This window comes from Pseudomonas sp. WC2, from assembly GCF_050586545.1.
Classification (GTDB): Bacteria; Pseudomonadota; Gammaproteobacteria; order Pseudomonadales; family Pseudomonadaceae; genus Aquipseudomonas.
The window spans coordinates 70,789-92,004 of the sequence record NZ_JBOBDR010000001.1; the positions used below are offsets into that span (position 1 = coordinate 70,789).

Annotated in this window: 19 protein-coding genes; 9 read left to right on the forward strand and 10 right to left on the reverse strand. The window is 59.8% G+C overall.

Annotated elements, in window-relative coordinates:
- Positions 1–43: 43 nt before the first annotated feature.
- A complete protein-coding gene (locus ACQ4OE_RS00320) occupies positions 44–568 on the reverse strand; it encodes a DUF962 domain-containing protein (RefSeq protein WP_430945275.1) in 525 nt (174 codons plus the stop codon).
- Positions 569–652: 84 nt separating this feature from the next.
- On the opposite strand from ACQ4OE_RS00320, the gene ACQ4OE_RS00325 reads away from it, so the two are divergent.
- Entirely contained in the window at positions 653–1,330 is a 678-nt protein-coding gene (locus tag ACQ4OE_RS00325; protein ID WP_430945276.1) for a Crp/Fnr family transcriptional regulator, read from the forward strand.
- A gap of 126 nt (positions 1,331–1,456) precedes the next feature.
- Here ACQ4OE_RS00325 and uraH read toward each other — a convergent pair whose 3' ends face one another.
- Both uraH and ACQ4OE_RS00335 read right to left on the reverse strand, forming a co-directional pair.
- On the reverse strand, positions 1,457–1,867 hold the full coding sequence (gene uraH, locus ACQ4OE_RS00330) for a hydroxyisourate hydrolase (protein WP_430945277.1): 411 nt from the start codon (positions 1,865–1,867) through the stop codon (positions 1,457–1,459).
- Between the two features lie 12 nt (positions 1,868–1,879).
- A complete protein-coding gene (locus tag ACQ4OE_RS00335; RefSeq protein ID WP_430945278.1) occupies positions 1,880–2,365 on the reverse strand; it encodes a GlcG/HbpS family heme-binding protein in 486 nt (161 codons plus the stop codon).
- 136 nt (positions 2,366–2,501) lie between these two features.
- On the opposite strand from ACQ4OE_RS00335, the gene ACQ4OE_RS00340 reads away from it, so the two are divergent.
- The 4 genes from ACQ4OE_RS00340 to ACQ4OE_RS00355 all read left to right on the forward strand — a co-directional run bounded on the left by ACQ4OE_RS00340 (position 2,502) and on the right by ACQ4OE_RS00355 (position 6,135).
- Positions 2,502–3,182 carry a heavy metal response regulator transcription factor gene (locus tag ACQ4OE_RS00340; protein WP_053116476.1) on the forward strand — a complete coding sequence of 227 codons (681 nt, stop codon included), beginning with the start codon at positions 2,502–2,504 and terminating at the stop codon, positions 3,180–3,182.
- A complete protein-coding gene (locus ACQ4OE_RS00345; RefSeq protein WP_430945279.1) occupies positions 3,172–4,560 on the forward strand; it encodes a heavy metal sensor histidine kinase in 1,389 nt (462 codons plus the stop codon). The genes ACQ4OE_RS00340 and ACQ4OE_RS00345 overlap by 11 nt, the downstream gene beginning before the upstream one ends.
- A 110-nt stretch (positions 4,561–4,670) precedes the next feature.
- On the forward strand, positions 4,671–4,919 hold the full coding sequence (locus tag ACQ4OE_RS00350) for a helix-turn-helix domain-containing protein (protein ID WP_007917667.1): 249 nt from the start codon (positions 4,671–4,673) through the stop codon (positions 4,917–4,919).
- Entirely contained in the window at positions 4,912–6,135 is a 1,224-nt protein-coding gene (locus ACQ4OE_RS00355; protein ID WP_430945280.1) for a type II toxin-antitoxin system HipA family toxin, read from the forward strand. Before ACQ4OE_RS00350 ends, ACQ4OE_RS00355 begins: the two co-directional genes overlap by 8 nt.
- Positions 6,136–6,138: 3 nt before the next feature.
- Here ACQ4OE_RS00355 and ACQ4OE_RS00360 read toward each other — a convergent pair whose 3' ends face one another.
- Complete coding sequence (locus ACQ4OE_RS00360) at positions 6,139–7,143, reverse strand: AraC family transcriptional regulator (protein ID WP_122594077.1); 1,005 nt, start codon at positions 7,141–7,143, stop codon at positions 6,139–6,141.
- Positions 7,144–7,243: 100 nt separating this feature from the next.
- Between ACQ4OE_RS00360 and ACQ4OE_RS00365 the strand changes: the two genes are divergently transcribed.
- Positions 7,244–8,317 (forward strand): fatty acid desaturase, encoded by a 1,074-nt coding sequence (locus tag ACQ4OE_RS00365; RefSeq protein ID WP_430945281.1) that lies wholly within the window; start codon positions 7,244–7,246, stop codon positions 8,315–8,317.
- Between the two features lie 104 nt (positions 8,318–8,421).
- On the opposite strand, the gene ACQ4OE_RS00370 is transcribed toward ACQ4OE_RS00365, so the two are convergent.
- The 3 genes from ACQ4OE_RS00370 to ACQ4OE_RS00380 are packed head-to-tail and all read right to left on the reverse strand — an operon-like array spanning position 8,422 to position 12,457.
- Positions 8,422–10,032, reverse strand: coding sequence for an arylsulfatase (locus ACQ4OE_RS00370; protein WP_430945282.1), 1,611 nt, complete (start codon positions 10,030–10,032; stop codon positions 8,422–8,424).
- A gap of 14 nt (positions 10,033–10,046) precedes the next feature.
- Complete coding sequence (locus ACQ4OE_RS00375; RefSeq protein WP_430945283.1) at positions 10,047–10,862, reverse strand: ABC transporter ATP-binding protein; 816 nt, start codon at positions 10,860–10,862, stop codon at positions 10,047–10,049.
- Positions 10,859–12,457 carry an ABC transporter permease gene (locus ACQ4OE_RS00380; RefSeq protein WP_430945284.1) on the reverse strand — a complete coding sequence of 533 codons (1,599 nt, stop codon included), beginning with the start codon at positions 12,455–12,457 and terminating at the stop codon, positions 10,859–10,861. Before ACQ4OE_RS00380 ends, ACQ4OE_RS00375 begins: the two co-directional genes overlap by 4 nt.
- Before the next feature lie 294 nt (positions 12,458–12,751).
- Here ACQ4OE_RS00380 and ACQ4OE_RS00385 point away from each other — a divergent pair, with 294 nt between their 5' ends.
- Entirely contained in the window at positions 12,752–13,765 is a 1,014-nt protein-coding gene (locus tag ACQ4OE_RS00385) for an ABC transporter substrate-binding protein (RefSeq protein WP_430945285.1), read from the forward strand.
- Positions 13,766–13,807: 42 nt separating this feature from the next.
- Here ACQ4OE_RS00385 and ACQ4OE_RS00390 read toward each other — a convergent pair whose 3' ends face one another.
- Positions 13,808–14,728 (reverse strand): LysR family transcriptional regulator, encoded by a 921-nt coding sequence (locus ACQ4OE_RS00390; protein ID WP_430945286.1) that lies wholly within the window; start codon positions 14,726–14,728, stop codon positions 13,808–13,810.
- A gap of 181 nt (positions 14,729–14,909) precedes the next feature.
- On the opposite strand from ACQ4OE_RS00390, the gene ACQ4OE_RS00395 reads away from it, so the two are divergent.
- Positions 14,910–15,830 carry a TauD/TfdA dioxygenase family protein gene (locus tag ACQ4OE_RS00395; RefSeq protein WP_008081764.1) on the forward strand — a complete coding sequence of 307 codons (921 nt, stop codon included), beginning with the start codon at positions 14,910–14,912 and terminating at the stop codon, positions 15,828–15,830.
- 106 nt (positions 15,831–15,936) lie between these two features.
- Here the strand turns inward: ACQ4OE_RS00395 and ACQ4OE_RS00400 are convergent, their stop codons facing one another.
- Together ACQ4OE_RS00400 and ACQ4OE_RS00405 are read right to left on the reverse strand one after the other, a co-directional pair.
- A complete protein-coding gene (locus ACQ4OE_RS00400; protein ID WP_430945287.1) occupies positions 15,937–17,553 on the reverse strand; it encodes an alkaline phosphatase family protein in 1,617 nt (538 codons plus the stop codon).
- Positions 17,554–17,743: 190 nt separating this feature from the next.
- Complete coding sequence (locus ACQ4OE_RS00405; RefSeq protein ID WP_430945288.1) at positions 17,744–18,688, reverse strand: LysR family transcriptional regulator; 945 nt, start codon at positions 18,686–18,688, stop codon at positions 17,744–17,746.
- 165 nt (positions 18,689–18,853) lie between these two features.
- Here ACQ4OE_RS00405 and ACQ4OE_RS00410 point away from each other — a divergent pair, with 165 nt between their 5' ends.
- Positions 18,854–21,214, forward strand: coding sequence for a TonB-dependent receptor (locus tag ACQ4OE_RS00410; RefSeq protein ID WP_430945289.1), 2,361 nt, complete (start codon positions 18,854–18,856; stop codon positions 21,212–21,214).
- The last annotated feature ends 2 nt before the right edge of the window (positions 21,215–21,216 follow it).

Below are 21,216 nucleotides of genomic sequence, written 5' to 3' on the forward strand. Positions count from 1 at the left end.
GAACGCATTCCATTGTGGGAGCGAGCCTGCTCGCGAATGCGGTCTAGACAGCCGCACGATTCGGATTGACCCGCACCACCCCCGCCCGCGCCTCGATCTGCTCTTTCAGCTCATGCCGCATCCCCAGCACGAACGCCAACTCGGCCACGACAAATAACGGCCCGACAATCAGCCCCGACACATCATCGACAAACGCCGGTTTGCGCCCTTCATAGTGATGCCCGACAAACTGGATCACCCAGCCGACCACAAACATCGCCAGACCACTGCTTAGCCAGACCATGGTGCTCTGCTGCGCCAGCACATGCCCGGCCCAGACCGACAAGCCCATCAGCACGGTCATTAACACGCCCAGCTTCACTTCCAGTCGCAGGTAAAACCACGCCGAGGCCAGCGCCACGACAACCGCGGGAGATATCCATAAGCCGTCCAGCGACCATTCCGGACGCGACAACAAAACCGCCACCGCCACCACAATCAGCGGAATGCCGATAAAGTGGCTGGCGATGTTGCGCGGGTCACGGTGGTAGGCGGCGTATTGACTGAGGTGGTCGACGAGGCTTTTCATTGTTGTTCCTCCGGTAGGGTTGATCGCATCATCCCTCGGGATCAGGGTTCGCTCTGTCAGGCAGGCGACAGTCCAGGAGTGTTTATGCAAATTCGTTCGCGATTGATGACCGGCCAGTGGTTCAGTCATCTACCGGGGTCCTTTCAGGATAGCCTGCTGGCGGCGGCCCGGGAGCGGCGGCTGACGGCAGGGCAGCGCTTGTTTCAGCGTGGTGATGCGCCGTGCGGCTTGTACGCGGTGCTCGATGGCGCCGTGCGCATCGGCGCGGTAAGCGAACAGGGCAAGGAGGCGTTGTTGAGTCTGGTGGAGGCGCCGCACTGGTTCGGCGAAATCTGCCTGTTCGATGGTCAGCCGCGTACCCATGACGCTTATGCCGTTGGGCCGTGCACGTTGCTGAATATTCCGCAGGCGACGTTGCTTAAACTGCTAGACGAACATCCGGTGTATTGGCGACATCTGGCGCTGCTGATGAGCCACAAACTGCGCCTGGCCTTCATCAACCTCGAACAACTGAGCCTGCTGCCAGCGCCGGCACGTCTGGCTCATCGCTTGCTGATGATCGCTGAAGGCTACGGCGAACTCGACGCGCCACGCCGTGTGCTGCAACTGCCGCAGGAGCAGTTGGCGTCGATGCTGTCGCTGTCGCGGCAGACCACCAACCAGATCCTCAAGGATTTCCAGGGACAAGGGATTATCGGACTCGGGTATGGCGAGATTGAAATCCTTGATGCCGCGCGGTTGCGCGCCATGGCCACGATCTGACGGGCACCTGAAATCCCTGTGGGAGCGAGCCTGCTCGCGAAAGCGGTGGGTCATTCAACGGTGATGTTGACTGGCCCAACGCCTTCGCGAGCAGGCTCGCTCCCACATTTTTGATCTGTGCTGGTTTTACGAACCGCGATAGGTCGAGAAGCCGTACGGGCTGAGCAGCAGCGGGATGTGGTAGTGCTGATCGGTCTGCTTCACTTCGAAGATCACCGGAATCTCCGGGAAGAAGGTGTCGTGTTTGACCTTCTTGAAGTATTCGCCGGTTTTGAACACCACCCGGTATTCACCTGCTTCAAAAGGCTGTTTGGCCGGGAACAGCTCGGCAATCCGCCCTTGCTCATTGGTCGTGCCCTGAGCCAGCGGCTGCCAGTTTTCGCCGACGTGTTTCTCCAGCGTCACATTGATGCCCGGCGAAGGCAGGCCGTTTTCCAGATTGAGCACGTGCACGCTCAACGGGTTGCCAGCGGCCAGCGCCAGGCTTGAGAAAGCACTCAGGCCGAGCGCGGCGATGGTCATGCGCAAAGTTTTCATCGATGCATCTCCTTATTGGGAACGGGTAGTGGCCAGACCGGTTTTCTCGGCAGCCTTGATCGCACAGTTTTCGTCTTGCTCGCCGCCGCCGGAACCAGCAACGCCCATGGCGCCCACCAGTTCAGTGCCAAGGAACAGCGGAGTCCCGCCGCCGAGCAACAGCAACTCGTCGAGGGTGTTGAGGTTGGCGGTTTCTGGATTGCTGCGAGCGCGCTCGGCAAACAAACGCGTGGCGGTTTTGGTCGACAGCGCGGTGTAGGCCTTGCGTTGGCTGGCAGCGGTGTTGTGCGGGCCGACACCATCGCCGCGCAAGGTCACCAGCAGATTGCCGCCCCGATCGAGCACCGAGACCGTGCCGGTGCAGTTGTCCATCGCGGAGTCGGCGAGCAGACGTGCGGTTTTCAGGTCGAGGTCGGCGTGGCGCGGCAATTCCGGGCCAGCGAACACGCTGGCACTGAGGCCGAGGGCCAGGCTGGCTACAAGGTATTTGACGGTCATGGGCAGGCTCCAAAAGCTGAGGTCGCCACCTTAATTGGCGGTCCTCGTCAGAACCTCGTCAGTCTGATTACAAGTTTGTAATGGGCAACGCCGCCGAAGGCGCCTAGCCTGTGTGTCTGAATAATCGAGGTGTGCCATGCGTTTGCTGGTCGTAGAAGATGAAGCCAAAACCGCGAATTTCCTCGCCAAAGGCCTGGGCGAGTCGGGTTTTGCCGTGGACGTGGCGCTCAATGGTCTCGATGGCCGTTACTTTATCGAGCAGCAGGAATATGACCTGATCATCCTCGACGTGATGCTCCCCGGCCTCAACGGCTGGCAATTGCTGCAACTGATCCGCCAGCGCGGCGCCACGCCGGTGCTGTTCCTGACCGCCAAGGACGCCATCGAAGACCGTGTGCGCGGCCTCGAACTGGGCGCCGACGATTACTTGCTGAAACCCTTTGCCTTCGCCGAACTGCTCGCGCGCGTACGCACCTTGCTGCGACGCGGGCCGATGCGCGAAGCCGAGTCGTACAGCATCGCCGATCTGGAAATTGACGTGCTGCGCCGCCGCGTCAGCCGCAATGGCCAGCGCATCGCCCTGACCAACAAGGAGTTCGCCCTGCTGCAACTGCTCGCCAGTCGCCAGGGCGAAGTGCTGTCGCGCACGCTGATTGCCTCGCAGGTGTGGAACCTGAATTTCGACAGCGACACCAACATGGTCGAAGTCGCGGTGCGCCGTCTGCGTTCGAAAGTCGATGATCCGTACATGCCGAAACTGATTCACACCGTGCGCGGCGTCGGTTATCAGCTGGAAGCTCCCGACGATGCGCTCTAGGTCGATCGCCTGGCGCTTGGCGCTGGCGTTCGCCTTGGTCTGCGCTTTGGTGCTGAGCGCGATTGGCGTGTTTCTCTATCGCTCGCTGGCCTCGGAAATCGCCTACCGCGACGACCTCGCGTTGCTCGGTCGACTGGAGCAAGTGCGCGCGCTGCTCGCCGACAGCGACAGCCTCGGCGCCTTGCAGGCACGGCCCCGGCTGTATCAGAACATGCTCGGCAATCTCGACAGCCTGTTGCTGGTGCGCCGCGCCGATGGTTCCAGCGTGATCGCCATCAATCCACGTCAACGCGAATTGCCGACGCTGAACGCGATCCCCCGCGAGCAAACCCCGCAGCGCCGCGACGTGCTGACGTGGCAAGCGCCAGACGGTGCCGAGTTGGCGCTGTTATCCGGTGAAGCCCAAGGGCCGAACGGCGAACCGCTGACGGTCATCGCTGGCAAGGTGCTTAGCGAGCGCGAGCAGATGCTCGGCAGCTATCGCCTGCGCCTGTACCTGTCGGTTGGGCTCGGCGCGTTGCTCGCTTTTGCCTTGGGCTTGGTGTTGTTGCGCCGGGGCCTGCAACCGTTGCGACAGTTGAGTGAAGCGGTGCGAGGCATTGATTTACGCAGCCTCGATCAACGCCTGCCCGCCCAGGGCACGCCCGCCGAACTGCTTGAACCGGTGCAGGCGCTCAACGGCATGCTCGCGCGGCTGGACGACAGCGTGCAGCGCCTGTCGCAGTTCTCCGCTGACCTCGCCCACGAGATTCGTACGCCGCTGCACACTTTGTTGGCGAGCAACGGTCAGGCGCTGAATCATCCGCGCAGCACGGCGGAATATCAGGAAGTGCTGGCGTCGAACATGGAAGAGTTCGAACGGCTCAAGCGCATGGCGGAGAACCTGATGTTCCTTGCCCGCGCCGAACAGGCCGAGAGGGCGCTGAATCTGCAAACACTGGATCTGCGCAGTGTTGGTGGTGAGCTGTGTGATTATTTTGAAGCGTTGGCGGACGACCGTGAGTTGCGCCTGGACAATCAATTGCACGGTGAATTGCTTGCCGATCAGCAGTTGCTGCAACGGGCGCTCGGCAATCTGTTGGCTAATGCAGTGCGTCATGCCGATCCCGGATCCGTAATCAGCCTGCGTCGCCGTGACGAGGCGCAATGTTGCTGGCTGCAGGTGCATAACCTCGGGCCGACCATTGCGTCGGAGCATCTGGGCAAGCTGTTCGACCGTTTCTATCGCGTTGACCCTTCGCGGGCAGAGCCGGGGGATTCCGGTGGGCTGGGGTTGGCGATCGTGCAGTCGATCATGCAGTTGCATGGCGGGCAGGTGAAGGTGAGCAGTGATGCTGATGGCACCGTTTTTGAGCTGGGTTTTGATTTGAACAGTTGATTCCTTCTTGCCCATTGCGAAATAGGCTAATCTTGTCCACTGACTGCATCAAATGCGATGCAAATTAAGCAAATATTTCGATTTGCACTGTATTTGATGCAGGAAATTTAATGGAACAGCTTGGCGAATTGATCAAAGCCCTGCGCAAGGCGAACAAAATGACTCAGCAGGCACTGGCTCAGCAATATGGAATGAGCCGCGCGACGATTTCGGGGATCGAAAACAACACTATTTCGGAAATCGGCCTGCGCAAAGTCGAAGCGATCCTCAACGGGTTTGGCTATGAGCTGACTGCGGTTCCGCGTCAGTCTCGTCGACCGACACTCGATACGCTGCAAAAGGTCAACTTCCATGACTGAGTCGTCAGATCGATTAAATGTCTGTGTCGGCGGGCAAGCGGTGGGAACGTTGGCGCGCGGGCAAGATCGAGTCGACAGCGTCTTCAGTTACCGCGAAGCAGCCACTGCTGAAAATGCCGTGTCACTGACAATGCCGTCCCGGCTGGAAAGTTACGGTTGGGAGCATGGCATCCACCCGGTTTTCGAGATGAATCTGCCCGAAGGCGCGCTTCGGGATGAGCTGGTTCGGCGCTTCAGTAAGGCGGTTCGCGGCTTCGATGACTTCGCTTTGCTGGCTATTGTCGGCCCCTATCAGCTCGGTCGGTTATCCATTGCCAGCGCATCGATGACTGATCGGCCGCCCGAAACGTCTCTGGCCGATCTGCTGGTGCACGATGGTGCGCAAGGCTTGTTTGAGGATCTGTTGCAAACCTATGGCCAGTATTCCGGAGTGTCTGGGGTGCAGCCTAAAGTGCTGGTACGTGACAGTGGGGCTGCGATTGATCGTCTGACGCATCGGGGATCGACCCATTTGGTCAAAGCTTTTCGGGCTGATGAATATCCGCACTTGGCGACCAACGAATACTTCTGCATGCGTGCCGCGCAACACTGCGGGCTGGAAGTGCCAAAGTTCGAACTCAGCGAACATGGCAAGTTTCTGGTTATCCAGCGCTTTGATTTGAGCACTTCGGGCTACTTGGGTTTTGAGGACTTCTGCGTGCTCAACGGTTGGCCGTCGAAAGCCAAATACGACGGTTCTTACGAAGGCGCAGCCCGGCAGATCAAAGCGTTTGTTTCACCTGCGCTGCTCAATCATGCACTCGAAGCATTTTTCAAAATTGTGGCGTTGTCCGCAGGCCTGAAAAACGGCGACGCGCATCTGAAAAATTTTGGTGTGCTGTACGAAGACTGTGGTGAGGAATCGTCAATCAGACTCGCGCCTGCCTACGACATTATCACTACCTCGGTCTACATTAAGAACGACAGTATGGCGTTGTTATTGGGTGGTTCGAAGGCTTGGCCCAAGCACAAAATGCTGATGCGGTTCGGTCGGACAGCCTGCAATCTGACGGAGGCTCGTTGCAATGAATTACTGCAACAAGTTACTAACGGTATGCAGGTGGCAATGCGCGAAATAGCGGAGTACAGCACAAGGCATCCCGCGTTCGCCGAGATGGGTGCTGCCATGATTGAACAGTGGTCATCCGGTATGGAACGCAGCCTGGCTAAAGGCTGACGATCAACGCAACCCATCGCGAAACTGCCCCGGCGTCATCCCCGTCCAGCGCTTGAACGCGCGGCTGAAGCTGCTGGTATCGGCGAACCCGAGCAGATAACTCACCTCACTCAACGAACACTGCGGATCGCGCAGGTGCAGCAACGCCAGATTCTCGCGGCTCTCGTTCAACAACGTATCAAAACGACAACCCTCATCCGCCAGATGCCGTTGCAGGCTGCGCAAACTCAGGTGCAGCGCCTGGGCAATCCGCTCGGCACTCGGTTCGCCTTCCGGCAATTGTTCTTCGATGGCGTCGCGCACCTTGCGCTCCCAGGTCAGCGGCTGGAGCTGGGCCATGGTGCGTTTGAGCACCGCTTCGTTGTGTTCGGCGAGTTCCGGGTTGGCGTCGTCGAGGTGGCTGTCGAAGTCGGTGAGGGCGAACTCCAGACGATCCTCGGTACAGCCGAAATGCACCGGGGCGCGGAAGACTTTGTGCCATTGCTGCGCATCGTTCGGCTCCGGCCGGCGCAGGTAAACCGCCAGCGGCGCGTAATCGCGGCCAAGGCGATTGCGGCAGGTGCGCACGTAGATCGCGGTAAACGCATCAATGGCTTCGAAGGCTGGCGCCGGATTGCCTGACGGAATTTTCAGACGAAATTGATAGCGGTCGTCGTTGCGGCTCAGCTCCAGTTCCAGCGCATCGCTGACCACCGGGTGGTAGCGCACGATGCGCTCGAACACTTCACGCAAGCTGCCGCTGGCGACCAGCGCATAACCGAGCGCATGGAAGGTGGTCGGGCTGACGAAACGCGACACGCGCAGACCAATTGCCGGGTCGCCGCTGACCTGCACGGCGATTTCCCACAGCCGTGTGGTGCCGGACAGTGGATAGCGCGCGTTGGGATCGTCCATCAAATTGGGGTCGAGCCCGGCCTGTTGGCACAGGGCAATGCTGTCCAGCCCCAGCGCATCAAGTTGCTTGCGCAAGGCACGGGTCCAGCTGGCGAGGGAGGTGGGTTCCTTCATGCTGATTGGCGCTTCCGGTCAACAGGTTGGCGTTCTCGGCTACCGCAATTGAAGCACTGGCGAGGCACGATGCGAACATCATAAACCCGAGGATGGAAGCATGGACGGTACTTCTGCAAGTCCCCAACGACACAATGCGGCCCAGCGATCAGCGCATATTCGCGAAGTGGTGCTGGCCAAAGGCGTCGAATTGCGTGAGCGCTACCCGATTCTCAAGCATCAGGATGCGCTGGGCGCGGGGATTCTGGCCTTTGCCCTGATCGGGATGATCGGCTCGGCGTCGCTGTACATCACCGGCCACATGGCGTGGTGGGTTTGTCTGTTGCTCAACGCGTTTTTTGCGTCGCTGACCCATGAGCTGGAGCACGACCTGATTCACAGCATGTATTTCCGCAAGCGACGCGTGCCGCACAATTTGATGATGGGCCTGGTGTGGCTGGCGCGGCCGAGCACGATCAATCCGTGGATTCGTCGCCATCTGCACCTCAATCACCACAAGGTTTCCGGCACCGAAACCGACATGGAAGAACGCGCGATCACCAACGGCGAGCCGTGGGGTTTTGCGCGGTTGCTGATGGTCGGCGACAACGTCATGTCGGCGTTCATTCGCATGCTGCGGGCCAAGACCTGGGCGCACAAGTTCAGCATCATCAAGCGCACGCTGAAGGTCTACGCGCCGCTGGCGTTGGTGCATTGGGGCGCGTGGTATGTGTTTCTCGGGTTTCATGCGGCCAATGGCATTGCGTATCTGCTAGGCGCGCCGATCGAGTGGTCCGCGACCACGTTGTCGGTGATGCAGGTGATCGACATCGCCGCGGTGGTGATCATCGGTCCGAACGTATTGCGCACGTTTTGCCTGCACTTCATCAGTTCCAATATGCATTACTACGGGGACGTTGAACTGGGTAATGTGCTGCAGCAGTGTCAGGTGTTGAATCCTTGGTGGTTGTGGCCGTTGCAGGCGTTCTGCTTCAACTTTGGCAGCAGCCACGGGATCCATCATTTTGTCGTGAAAGAACCGTTTTACATCCGCCAGATGACCGTGCCGGTGGCGCATAAGGTGATGCGTGAGATGGGCGTTCGGTTTAATGATTTTGGGACGTTTGGGCGGGCGAACCGGTTTGTTCGCAAAGATGCGGCTGCGCAGGAAGAAGTGCGTATCGCTCAGGCATAACGGTTGACTGCAAAGGCCTCTTCGCGAGCAGGCTCGCTCCCACATTTGGAATGCGGTTCCCTGTGGGAGCGAGCCCGCTCGCGAATGCGGCATTTCAGGCAGCATCAATCTGGCTGGAAAGGCGACTCGCTGAGAATCACCCCGGTCTCCTCGACATACTGCTGCCAATGGCCGATTAACGCGCTGAGCTTGTCCGGCTGACTCAACGCCAGGTCATGAATCTCCCCCGGATCACTGCTCAAATCATAAAGCTGCCAGGTCGCCGGCCCGACTGGCCCGGGAATCCATACCGCTTTCCACGAGCCCTGGCGAATCGCCCGTCGCCCGAACAATTCCCAACCCGTCACCGTGTGCTCGTCATGCACCTGTGCGGTCTCGCCCGACAAGAATCCCAACCACGATTTACCACGCAACGGTGCCACCGGTTTGCCGTGCCAGAGCTTGCCCGGATGACGCACGCCAGCGAGGTCGAGAATCGTCGGCGTGATGTCCATCACCGTGCCGAAACCATGGCTGATCTGCCCTTTGATTGCCAGTTGCGGATAGTGCAACAGCGCCGGCACGCGAATCCCGCCTTCGGTGGTAAACGCCTTGAACAACCGCGACGGGGCGGTCGCCACCTGTGCCCAGTTCGGCCCATACCAAACGTAAGAGTTGGCCCTACCAATGTTGTCGAGGCTGTTGTCGTAGTGCTGGCTGAGGTAGGTCACCAGTTCCGGACCGAATTTCGGGAAGGCTTCGAGCAGCGCGCCTTCGGCACCGTTGTCGGACATGAACAGGATGAACGTGTTGTCGAGTTGGCCCTGCTGGCGCAGGTAATCGACCACCCGACCAATGTTCCAGTCCATGCGCTCGACCATCGCTGCGTAGACCTCCATTGCCCGCGCGGAAATCTGCTTTTGCTCGTCGCTTAACGCGTCCCACTGCTGAGTCAACTGGATCAGCGGATGCGGCTCAACGTCCGGCTCGATCAATCCAAGGGCTTTGAGTTTTTCCAGACGCTCCAGGCGCAACACTTCCGGGCCGGCGTCGTACCGACCACGGTATTTCTCGACGATGTCAGCGGGCGCCTGCAACGGCCAGTGCGGTGCAGAGAACGGCAGGTAAGCGAAGAACGGCCGGGTTTGGTCGCGTTCTTTGAGGTACTGCAGCAACTTGTCGCCAAAGGCATCGGAGGAATAGAAATCCTTCGGCAACTCATCGAGAAACGTGTCGTCTTCGATGTACAGCGCCGGCGTGGACTTCAGCAGGCCAGGAGTTTGCTCGTCGTAGGTCGGCTCGAAACCGTAGTGGTTGGCCGCGCCCGGCAGTAGCGAAAACGAGCGCTCGAAACCTCGCGCGTGAGGTGCCAGCTCGGCTTTCAAACCGAGGTGCCATTTGCCGCTCATCAACGTTTGATAACCGGCCTCGCGCAACAGCTCGGGCAGGGCGACGACGCGGTCATTGAGATAGCCTTCGTAACCCGGTTTGCCGATCAGATCCGGGGTCAGCGTTTCGGCCATGGTGCCAATGCCGGCGATGTGGTGGTCGGTGCCGGTGAGCAGCATCGAACGGGTCGGCGAGCAGGTCGGTGCGGTATGGAAATCGGTGAGACGCAGGCCGTTGTTGGCCAAGGCATCGAGGTGCGGCGTGGCGATTTCGCCGCCGAACGCACCGATGTCGGAGAAGCCGAGATCGTCGGCCAGAATCACCAGAAAGTTGGGACGTTGCGGCATTGCGAAACTCCTGTTCAGCAGGCAATGAACGTCAGCGGCAGATCGCGGATCTGCACCGGCACGCTCGGTTGGTAATGGTCATCACTGGTCAGTTCGTGCAGCAGTTCTTCACGCAACTGATGGAAGTCGAAACTGCTGCGCTGGCGCGGGTGCGCCAGGGCGATGTCGACCACTTGCTTGATCCGCCCCGGACGCGGCTCCATCACCACCACGCGGTCGGCGAGGAAGATCGCTTCTTCGACGTCGTGGGTGACGAGGATCGTGGTGATTTTCGCGCGGTCGCGGATCGCCAACAGCTCGTCCTGCATTTGCTGGCGGGTCAGCGCGTCGAGAGCGCCGAAGGGTTCATCGAGCAGCAGAATGCGCGGGCTGGCCACCAGGCCGCGAGCAATTGCCACGCGCTGCGCCATGCCGCCGGAGAGCTGGTGGGGATAGGCGCGGGTGAAGTCGCGCAGGCCGACCAGATCGATGAAATCGTCAATGCGTTTTTGCTTTTGCGCCGCGCTCAGCGGCTCGTTGACCAGACCCAAACCGATGTTGTCGGCGACGGTCAGCCACGGGAATAAACGGTGTTCCTGAAAGACAATGCCGCGCTCGCCGCCAATACCGCTGACGGCTTTGCCATCCACCGTGATCTGTCCGCGAAACTGCGTATCAAGGCCGACCAATAAGCGCAGCAATGTCGATTTACCGCAGCCGCTGGAGCCGACGATGGCGACGAATTCGCCCTCAGCGATGTCCAGGTTGAATTCGCGAATCGCCTCAAGTTCGAAACCGTCGACGTCGAAGGATTTGCCTACGTGGTTGAAACTGACAATCGGTGCGTTCATGCGTGTCTCCAGCGGGTCGCGCGAATTTCCAGGCGTTGGCCAATAAGGTTGAGCAGGGCGCCGGTGAGACCGACGAAGAGCATGCCGGCCATGATCAGGTCCATGCGCAGCAGCTGTTGTGCGCCGATCATCTGGCTGCCGATGCCGCCATTGGACGGCATGAAATATTCAGCGCCGATGGTGCCGAGCCAGGCGTAGATCAGGCTCAGGCGCAGACCGGCGAAAATGCCCGGCGCGGCGCCCGGCAGCACCAGCCGGCGCAAGCGTTGGCCGAGGCTGAGGCGCAGGACTTGAGCGGCTTCGTTGAGTTGCGGCGAGAGGTTGGCGACGCTGCGTTGCGTGGCGATAAACAGCGGAAAGAACGCGGCGAGGGCGACGAACACCCACTTGGCCAATTCGCCGAGACCGAACCATGCGGTAAGCAGCGGTACCCAGGCGAAGATGGCGATCTGGCGGAGAGCGGCGAGGGTCGGGCCGAGCACACGTTCGCTGGTGCGTGACAAGCCCAGCAGCAAGCCGAGGGCCAAACCGAGTCCGCCGCCCAGCAACAAACCGCCGAGGGTGCGACCCAGGCTCAGGGCCATGCCGTTGATCAACGTGCCATCGAGCAGACCGTCCCACGCCGTAATCAACACGGCCAGCGGACTGACCAGAATGTTGTTATCGACCCATTGCTGATCATTCGCCAGTTGCCACAACGCGACCAAGCTCAGCGGCAGCAGCCACGGTTGCAGTCGCTGCCAGCCTTCATAGCGCGGGCCGCGACGAATCTCGGCGGTGGCGGGATGCGGCCAGTGCACCAGTTTGCGGTCCAGCAGACCGATGCCGCGATCCATCGCGACACCGATCAAACCGATGACCACGATGCACACGAAAACGATGTCGAGCATGAACAGCTGGCGCGCCCAGACCATCAAGTAGCCGATGCCTTCGCTGGAGGCGAGCAGCTCAACCGCCAGCAAAGAAGTCCAGCCGGCGGCCAGCGCCAGACGCACCCCGGCCATGAACGCGGGGAGGGCGGCGGGCAGTACCAGGCGACGAATCAGCAGATGGGGCGGCAGACGCAAAACCGCGGCCGCTTCGCGCAGTTTTGGCTGTGCGTCGCGAACGCCGACCAATGTGTGCAGGGTCACCGGGACGACGATGGCTTTGATCAGCACAACCAGTTTCAGCACTTCGCCGATGCCGAAAAACACCATGAACAAGGGGATCCACGCCAGCGTCGGCACCTGCGACAGGCCGGCGAAGGTCGGGAAAATCAACCGCTCCAGACGTCGGCTGAAACCCAGCGCTGCACCGAGCACCGCCCCCGCCGAAATCCCCGCGAGCAAGCCCCAGAACAAGCGCTGCAGGCTAATCCATAAGTGACTCCACAACTCGCCTTGCGAAAGCTCGACTGCACTGTTCCACACCAGCGATGGCGCCGGCAGGATCTGCTCGCTCATCCATTGATTGCGCGCGGCCAGCCACCATAAGGCGAATAAGCCGATGGGCAGCAGCCACGGCAACAGGCGTTGGTTGACGGTTGGCGAAATGCCTCGGCTTTTCAGTGGCGGCGCCGGTAGCGGCAAGCTGAGCAAGGATTGACGGGCCATGGGTGACCTCCGTTGTCGGGTTGCAAACAGACCTGTATGCAAAATTGATCTAACAATATTCAAATCAATACTATTTGGAGATAAGCCAGACCATTTAGGGCTTCCAGCCCATGCGCATCCAATGCATTCGAAGAATATTTTCGATGCTGTTAATGCATACGCCGCTGTAGGCCCCGGCGTGGCTTGCTTAGCGTTAAAAGCTATAAAAATGTGCTTTTATAGTATTTAAGGGTAGGTAGTGCTTCGGCCTACTTTCGGCTCCTTAACGCCTGTATTGATCAAGGAGCCGCACCCATGAACCTTCCTTTCAAACGTGTCATCAGCCTGTTTGCCGCCCCGGCGCTGGCGGGTTTTCTCACGCTGACGGCGCAGGCCGATGAGCTGAAGGAGATCCGCATCGCCGTGCCTGATCTGAGCGCCGGCACTCAACACAGTGGCGGCGGTGTGGTCGACGTGCTGCGTGATCAGCAGATCTTCGAAAAGGCCTTTGCCGATCAGGGCATCAAGATTCAGTGGAATTTCTTCAAGGGTGCGGGGCCGGTGATCAATGAGGCGTTTGCCAACGGTCAGGTTGATCTGGCGTATCTCGGGGATCTGGCGGCGATCATTGGCAAGTCCAACGGCCTCGATACGCGGCTGCTAAATGCCGGTGCGCGTGGGGTGAAGCAGTATCTCGGCGTGGTGCCGGGTTCCGGGATCAAGACCTTGCAGGATCTGAAGGGCAAGCGTGTGGCGATCTTCAAGGGCACCGCGACGCAGTTGTCGTTTGACGCGGCGCTGGCCAGTCAGGGCTTGAGCGAGAAGGATCTGAAGGTCATTAACCTCGACTTTACCGGCGCGACCGCTGCACTGGCGGCGAAGCAGATTGATGCGTCGTGGGGCAGTTCCGGGTTGGCGGCATTGCAAATCAAGGGCTTGGCCGAGTTGCCGTTGAACACCAAGGATTTGGGCGGAGCCGGCAGTGTGCAGTCGGTGTTGGTGGGCAGCGGCAAGTTTGTTGATGGGCATCCGGAAGCGGTGGCGAAGTTGTTAAAGGCGCAGCAGCAGGCCGTGGAGTGGCTGACGCAGGACAGCAACAAGGATGCGTATGTGCAGTTGGTGTCGGGGCTGGCGAGTTATCCGCCGGTGATCCTCACTGAAGATCTGAAAGATCAGAAGCTGAGCGAAGTATTCCCGTCGACGCTGGATCCGGCGTTCCTGGGTAGCTTGCAGGACAAGGTTGATCTGGCGGCGCAGCAGAAGCTGATTCGCAAGCCGTTCAAGGTCAATGACTGGGTGGTGCCTGAGTTGGCCGCGGCCAAGCTCTAACGTACGCCGATCATTCCCACGCAGAGCGTGGGAATGATCTCTTCAAACCGCGACGCTGACTTCCTGTCGATCCACCGCTACCAACGTCTCGATCATCGCCCGCGCCGCCGGTGACAACCTGAATCCGGTGCGGCTGACGATCCCGCACCGCGCATTCATGCTCTCCAGGTTCTGCGGCAAATTACGCCAGTGCAGCAGCACCAGCGAACCCTTGGCAATGTCCTCGACAAACGCCTCCTCCGTCCCCACGCCAATCGCGTTCGATTGCAGCACCACTTTCACCAGCGCCGGAAAATGCTCGGTCTCGATGGTCGGCGAAAAATCGATCCTGCCGCTGAGGTTTGCCAGCAGTTTGCGAATGCCCGGCGGGATCCGTGTGGTCGCCAGCGGGTAGTCGAACATGTCGTTGGTCGACAGGCTTTCCTTGGCCAGAAGCGGATGTCCCGGGCGGCAGAAAAACACTCCGCGCTTGGGCGTCAGCGCTTGAGTCTGGAAGTTCGGATCTGACTCGAAATGGCGAATGTCGGCAATGAAGAATTCAATCTCTTCGCGGCTTAACGCGCGGCTGAGTTTTTCCCAGTTATCCACCTGAAAACAGGTGCGCACTTTCGGATGCGCATTGATGAATTGCGCCACCGCATCCGGCACCAGTTTCACTGCCGGCGCCGGGCCGCAACCGAAGTGCACCTCGCCGGCATCGAGCTTGGTCATCTGCGTCACTTCCGCGCTGAGCATCGCCGCGCCCTGCACCAGGCTCAGGGCGTGTTGCAGCACCACTTGGCCCTCGGGCGTAGGGCGCAAATCCTTGTTGCCGCGATCCACCAGGACGCAGCCGAACTCCTGCTCCAGCCCTTGGATACTGCGGCTGAACGCCGGTTGAGTGATGCCCATCGCGTCCGCCGCGCGGACAAAACTGCGGTGTTCGTTGAGGGCGATGAAGTAACGCAACTGGCGAAGATCCATATGCTTTTCCGGCATCCTAAAAATAGCTCGAAGGCATTTGCGACGAGGGTTGCTAGAGGTTTTAAATGCAAGCTCTTATTCCGTCAACGAAGCATGTGAATATCTATTAGATGTAAATGGAATATAGATAGAGCGATGTTTCGCTGCCGTCCAACCGTAAGCAGTCGATGAGGGTCTACCCATGAGCAATGCCGCACTCGCAGTAAAACCCGCTGTCCACGCGCTGGAGATTCATCCGGTGGCCGGCCGTATCGGCGCCGAGATTCGTGGCGTGCACTTGTCCGGTGAACTGGACGCCGCCACCGTCGAAGCCATCCAACAGGCACTGATCCAATACAAAGTCGTGTTCTTCCGCGAACAGACTCAGCTCGACGATCAGCGTCAGGAAGCGTTCGCCCATCTGCTCGGCGAGCCCGTAGCGCACCCGACCGTTCCGTCCCGTGAAGGCACGCGTTATCTGCTCGAACTGGACGGCGCTGAAGGTCAGCGCGCCAACTCCTGGCACACTGACGTGACCTTCGTCGACGCCTACCCGAAAGCCTCGATCCTGCGCTCGGTGGTGGCTCCTGCATTCGGCGGCGACACCTTGTGGGCCAACACTGCCACGGCGTACAACGGTTTGCCGACCGAGCTGCGTGAACTGGCTGACAAACTGGTCGCCGTGCACAGCAACGAATACGACTACGCCAGCGCCAAGCCGGACGTCTCGGCAGAGAAGCTTGAGCGCTATCGCAAGGTCTTCACCTCCACCGTTTACGAAACTGAGCACCCAGTGGTGCGCGTGCACCCGATCAGCGGCGAGAAGAGCTTGCTGCTGGGGCATTTCGTCAAACGCATCAAGGGTTACTCGCAGGCGGATTCGGCGCATCTGTTCGGATTGCTGCAGAGCCATGTGATCCGCCAGGAAAACACCGTGCGCTGGCGCTGGCAGGCCGGTGATGTGGCGATCTGGGACAACCGCTCGACGCAGCATTATGCGATTGATGATTACGGCACTCAGGATCGGGTGGTGCGTCGGGTGACGTTGAAGGGTGAGGTGCCGGTGGGCGCGAATGGGCAGCGTAGCCAGACCATCAAAGGCGCGGACATCGTCGGCGTCTGATCGGGACCCATCGCTAGCAGGGCTGGCTCCCACATGGATTTGCGTCGAACACAAAGGATGTGACCGACGCAGAACCTGTGGGGGCTAGCCCTGCTAGCGATGCTTTTCACCACACGCCGATCTGCACGACCTTCTCGGTTCCCGGCTCACCGTAGCGAAACCGCTGCCCACGCAAATCAATCTCCTGATGGCTAATCGTTGTGCGTCGCTTCAACCCGCGCACCCACTCAAACAAGTAACCCGCATGCTCCTCGCGCACCGCCGCGAACTCCGGTTCATCACCCAAATCACGCAACTCCTGCGGATCATTCAGCAGATCAAACAGCTGCGGTCGAAAACCGTCGTACGCCAGGTATTTCCAGCGCTCGCTGCGCACCATGGTCATCCGGCAGCGATCGATCGGTTGGCCCAGTCGCTCGCGCGCCGGCGCTTGAAACGCGTAGTCGTATTCGCTGATCGCATAGCGGCGCCAGTCCGGGTTTTCTCCGTGAAGAAGTGGAATCAACGAACGCCCCTCGAGCCGATGCGCCGCGTCCGGCAGCCCCAATGCTTCAAGGAATGTCGGCAACGCATCGATGGTTTCCGCCAGCCGATCATCCACCGTCCCGCGTGTGACATCCGCCGCCGCCCGAGGGTCGCGAACGATTAATGGCACGCCCACCGCCTGCTCCAGCAGGAACTCTTTCTCGCCCAGCCAGTGATCGCCCAGAAAGTCGCCGTGGTCGCTGGTGAACACGATAAGCGTGTCATCCCAGCGTCCATTGCTCTGCAAAAAGTCGAACAGCCGCCCGAGCTGATCATCCACTTGCTTGATCAGGCCCATGTACGTGGGGATTACAGTCAATCGTACTGAATCACGGGAGAAGTTGAGACTTTCCTCATGCTGGCGAAAGGCAGTGTATACGGGGTGTTTGCTGGATTCGGAGGGTGTCGCGCGGACCGGTTCGAGAATCGATTTCGTACTGTACAAAGCGTGGTATGGAGCCGGTACGATGTAAGGCCAGTGTGGTTTGATGTAAGAGAGGTGTAAACACCATGATTTCTCGCCTTGCTCGGTGATGAAGTCGATGGCTCGATTTGTAGTGTAGACAGTCTCTGAGTGTTGCTCGGGAATTCGTGCTGGCAAATTCGCATGACGCATTTGCCAGCCGCTGAGGATTTCACCGTTCGCGCCTGCAGCGGCGTTTGCCCAGTCGTGCCAAGGGTTTTTGCCATCGAAACCCTGCTCGCGCAGGTAATGGGTGTAGGGCGCGGATTCGCGTTTGTCATCGAACAGCGGATCGTCGGGATAGATGCCGTCGTGGCGCATGTACGGTTCGAAACCGACTTCGTTGAGGATTTCGGCTTGCTCACTGTCGGGGTTGATCGCCAGTCGCTGTAAGGCATCGATATTCGCCGTCGCGTGGGTCTTGCCGACCAGCGCGGTGCGAATGCCGTGAGGGCGCAGGTAATCGCCGATGGTCAGTTCTTCCAGCGGCAACGGCACGGCGTTCCACGCCACTTGATGGCTGCTGACATAACGCCCGGTGTAGGCCGACATCCGCGACGGGCCGCAAATCGTGCCCTGGGTGTAGGCGCGGCTGAAACGCACGCCGGCCGCAGCGAGGCGATCGATGTTCGGGGTGTGCAGATGGGGATGGCCGTAGCAGGACAGGTAATCGCGGCGCAATTGGTCGCACATGATGTAAAGCACGTTGCGCACGGAGTTGGGCGGGGTGGGCATGGGGTTCACCGGTCAGTGGGACAGGCGAGGGTTTTCGCTTTCGGTGGGGGTGTTCGGCAAGTGCATTTGGGGAATGGGTTTTATGCAGGGAATGCATCGGTGCCTGTACTGGCGCTATCGCGAGCAGGCTCACTCCTACAGGGGAATGCATTTCAAATGTAGGAGTGAGCCTGCTCGCGATAGCGGTCGATCAGACGGCAAGTCTATCCAGCGAACAGACCTCCTCATCCACCGCATCAATCTCTTTAATCTGCTCAATCATCGCTTCCGCCAACGGCGACAACCGATACCCCGCCCGACTGACAATCCCATAGCGTGTGTACAGCTCCTCAAGATCATCGGCCAATCCTTGAATGCGCAAACACACTAACTCACCGTTGGCCTGGTGCAGCGCATCCGAGTATGCCCCGACAATCCCGATCGCATCCGAGCGCAGCACCACGCTGAGCAAACTCGAGCTGTTTTCACATTCCACATTGGGGGTGAAATCCGGTCGCCCGCTGAGGTCGACAATCACCTTGCGCAAGTTCGGCGGCCGAATGCTCACGGCCAGCGGATAGCTCATCAATTGCTCAGCCGTGACCCGATCAAACCCGGCCAACGGATGCCCAGCGCGACAGCAGAAATGCCACTTACGCGGGCGCAACCGGTGCGTCAGGTAATCCGGGTCCGCCTCGAATTGCCGAGTGTCGGCGACGAAGAATTCGAACTCCTCGCTCAATAGTCGCTTGCTCAGACTTTGCCAGTCATCCACCTGAAACTGCACTCGCGCCTTCGGGTAGCGGCCGATGAAGCTGCCGATCGCCCGAGGGATCAATCCCGCCGCAGGCGCCGGCCCGCAGCCGAAACGCAATTCCCCCGCTTCCAGCCCATTGAACTGGCTGATCTCGTTGGCCATTTGCTGTGCGCCACTGACCAGCCGCCGCGCATGTTCGAGCAGCACTTGGCCCTGTTTGGTCGGCGGTAATTCCTTGCGCCCGCGATCGACCAACTGGCAGCCGACGCTGTGCTCCAGCGCCTGAATGCTGCGGCTGAAGGCTGACTGCGACAGGTTCACCGCCTGCGCGCCGGCGACGAAGCTGCGTTGTTCAGCCAAGGCGATGAAGTGACGAAGTTGTCGCAAGTCGATATGCATTTTTCACATAAAAAATATCCGGGAAATGCATTGGATATGCATTAGGTCGACTCCTTATAAAGGCAATCTCTTATGCAGTAAATATTTGTAAATCCATAAATAAATAACTTAAAAGAATATGCAGCGCTGAAGATGTCTGTGTGTTTTTTGACCAGGAGCCGCGCCATGAGTCCGTTGAACCTTGCGTCACCCCTAACACCACGACGGCTCAAACGCCTGCCTCTGGCTCTGTTGCTGGCAGGGAGCGCCAGTTGGACTCACAGCTACGCCGCCGAAACCGAAACCCCGGCGCCGGTCCCCGCAGGCAAGCCCGCGGCCAACAGTTCGCAGCTGGAAACCGTGACAGTGACCACGCGCCGCCGCGAAGAAAGTTCGCAGGATGTGCCGACGCCTATGAGCGTGGTCAGCGGGCAGAACCTGGAAACCCAGCGGGTTTACCGGATTCAGGATTTGCAGCAACTGGTACCGAGCGTCAACGTCGCTTACATGCATGCGCGGCAGTCCAGCGTGTCGATCCGTGGTCTGGGCAACAACCCGGCGAGCGATGGTCTGGAAGGCAGCGTCGGGCTGTACATCGACAACGTGTATCTGGGCCGCCCGGGGATGGCGGTTTTCGATCTGATGGACATCGAACAACTCGAAGTCTTGCGTGGGCCGCAGGGCACGCTGTTCGGCAAAAACACCACCGCCGGGGTGATCAACATCAGCACCCGCGCACCGACCTTCACCCCTGAGCGCAGTATCGAAACCTCGGTGGGCGAGGACGGTTATTTCCAGACCAAGGGCACGATTTCCGGGCCGCTCAACGATGAATTGGCCGGACGCTTTTCGGCTTATCGCACGCGCAGTGATGGCGACATCAAGAACGAATACAACGGCCATGATTTGAACGGCGGCTCACGCGATGGCTTCCGCGCACAGTTGCTGTTCAAGCCCAACGAAGACTTCAACCTGCGCTGGATCGGCGACTACAACGAAGAAGATTCCAGCGCCGGCACCCGCGTGCTGTACAACACCGGGCCGACCATCAACGGGGTCAATCTCTACTCGGCGCGCGCCGCCGCTGCAGGCGCAACGCTGGTCAATGGCTCGCACCGCAAGGTCAATCTCGATAACGACCAGCACGTCACCGTGCACCAGGGCGGTACTTCGGTTGAGGCCAATTGGACACTGCCAAGCGACTTCACCCTGACCTCGATCAGCTCGTACCGTTTCTGGAATTTCACCCCGAAAAATGACGACGGTCTCAACGTCCCGGCGAGCTACAACGCCGGGGTGTCGGTGGAAGACAAACAGTACTCACAGGAATTCCGCCTGGCGTCGCCCAAGGGCGAGTTCTTCGATTATGTCGTTGGCGCCTACTACTTCGGCTCGGACCTGGATAACAAATCCTTCGCCTATTACGGCCCGCAAGCGGACATCTGGAACGGCACGCCGGCCGGTGCTTTGGCCAACGTCGACAGCGTCGGCAACGGCCACATCAAGACCGACAGTTTCGCGTTGTTCGCCCAAGGCACCTGGCACCTCACCGAGCGTCTGGATTTCACCGCTGGTGTACGTGGCACTTATGAAGAGAAATCGGCCTGGGTGACGCGCAATGCTCCGGTCGGCGGTGCGACAGTCACTGGCGCGGCCGCCACCGCGCGCCGCGGTCGTGCCGGTGCCTACGATTCTGGCGACTTGAATCAGTACAGCTCCAGCCCGTCCGGATTGCTAAACCTGAGCTATCGCATCACCGACGATGTGCTCGGCTACGCGACGCTGTCCCATGGCGAAAAATCCGGCGGCGTGAATCTCGCTGTCGGCTCGGCACCGACCGCTGGCGCCGACTCGCTGCTGATCGGCACCGAACGCGCCAACAATGCCGAACTCGGTTTCAAAAGCACGCTGTGGGATCACCGCCTGCAACTCAATGCCAACGTGTTCTGGACCCAGGTCAACGCCTACCAGACCAACGCCTACGACGACGTCAACCGCGTGCAATACCTGACCAACGCCGGTTCCGTGCGCTCGCGCGGCGTCGAGTTTGAAAGCACGATCATCCCGCTGCGTGGCCTGACCCTGAACTTCAACGGCTCCTTCAACGACGTCAGCTACCTCTCGTACAAAGAAGCACCGTGCCCGCCGGAAATCAGCCAGGCACCGGGTGCTCCAGCGTCTTGCGACCTCAGCGGCCACCAGGTTGTCGGCGCATCAAAATGGATCGGCAACGCCAACGGCGAATACAAATGGAATCTGGATAACGGCCTGGAACCGTACGTCACCGGCAGCTACGCCTTCCGCTCCAAAGCCGTCGGCACAGTCGAAGATTCCGACTACGGCCAGATCCCGAGTTATGCCGTGGTCAACCTGTCCACCGGCCTGCGCGGCGACTTCAACCAGGGTCAGTGGGACATCTCGCTGTGGCTGAAAAACGCCTTCGACAAAACCTATTACACGACCCTGTGGACGGGCGGCAACGGCGGCTATGAAGGCCTGCTCGGCACACCGCGCACCCTCGGCGTCACCGGTCGCTACGACTTCTGATT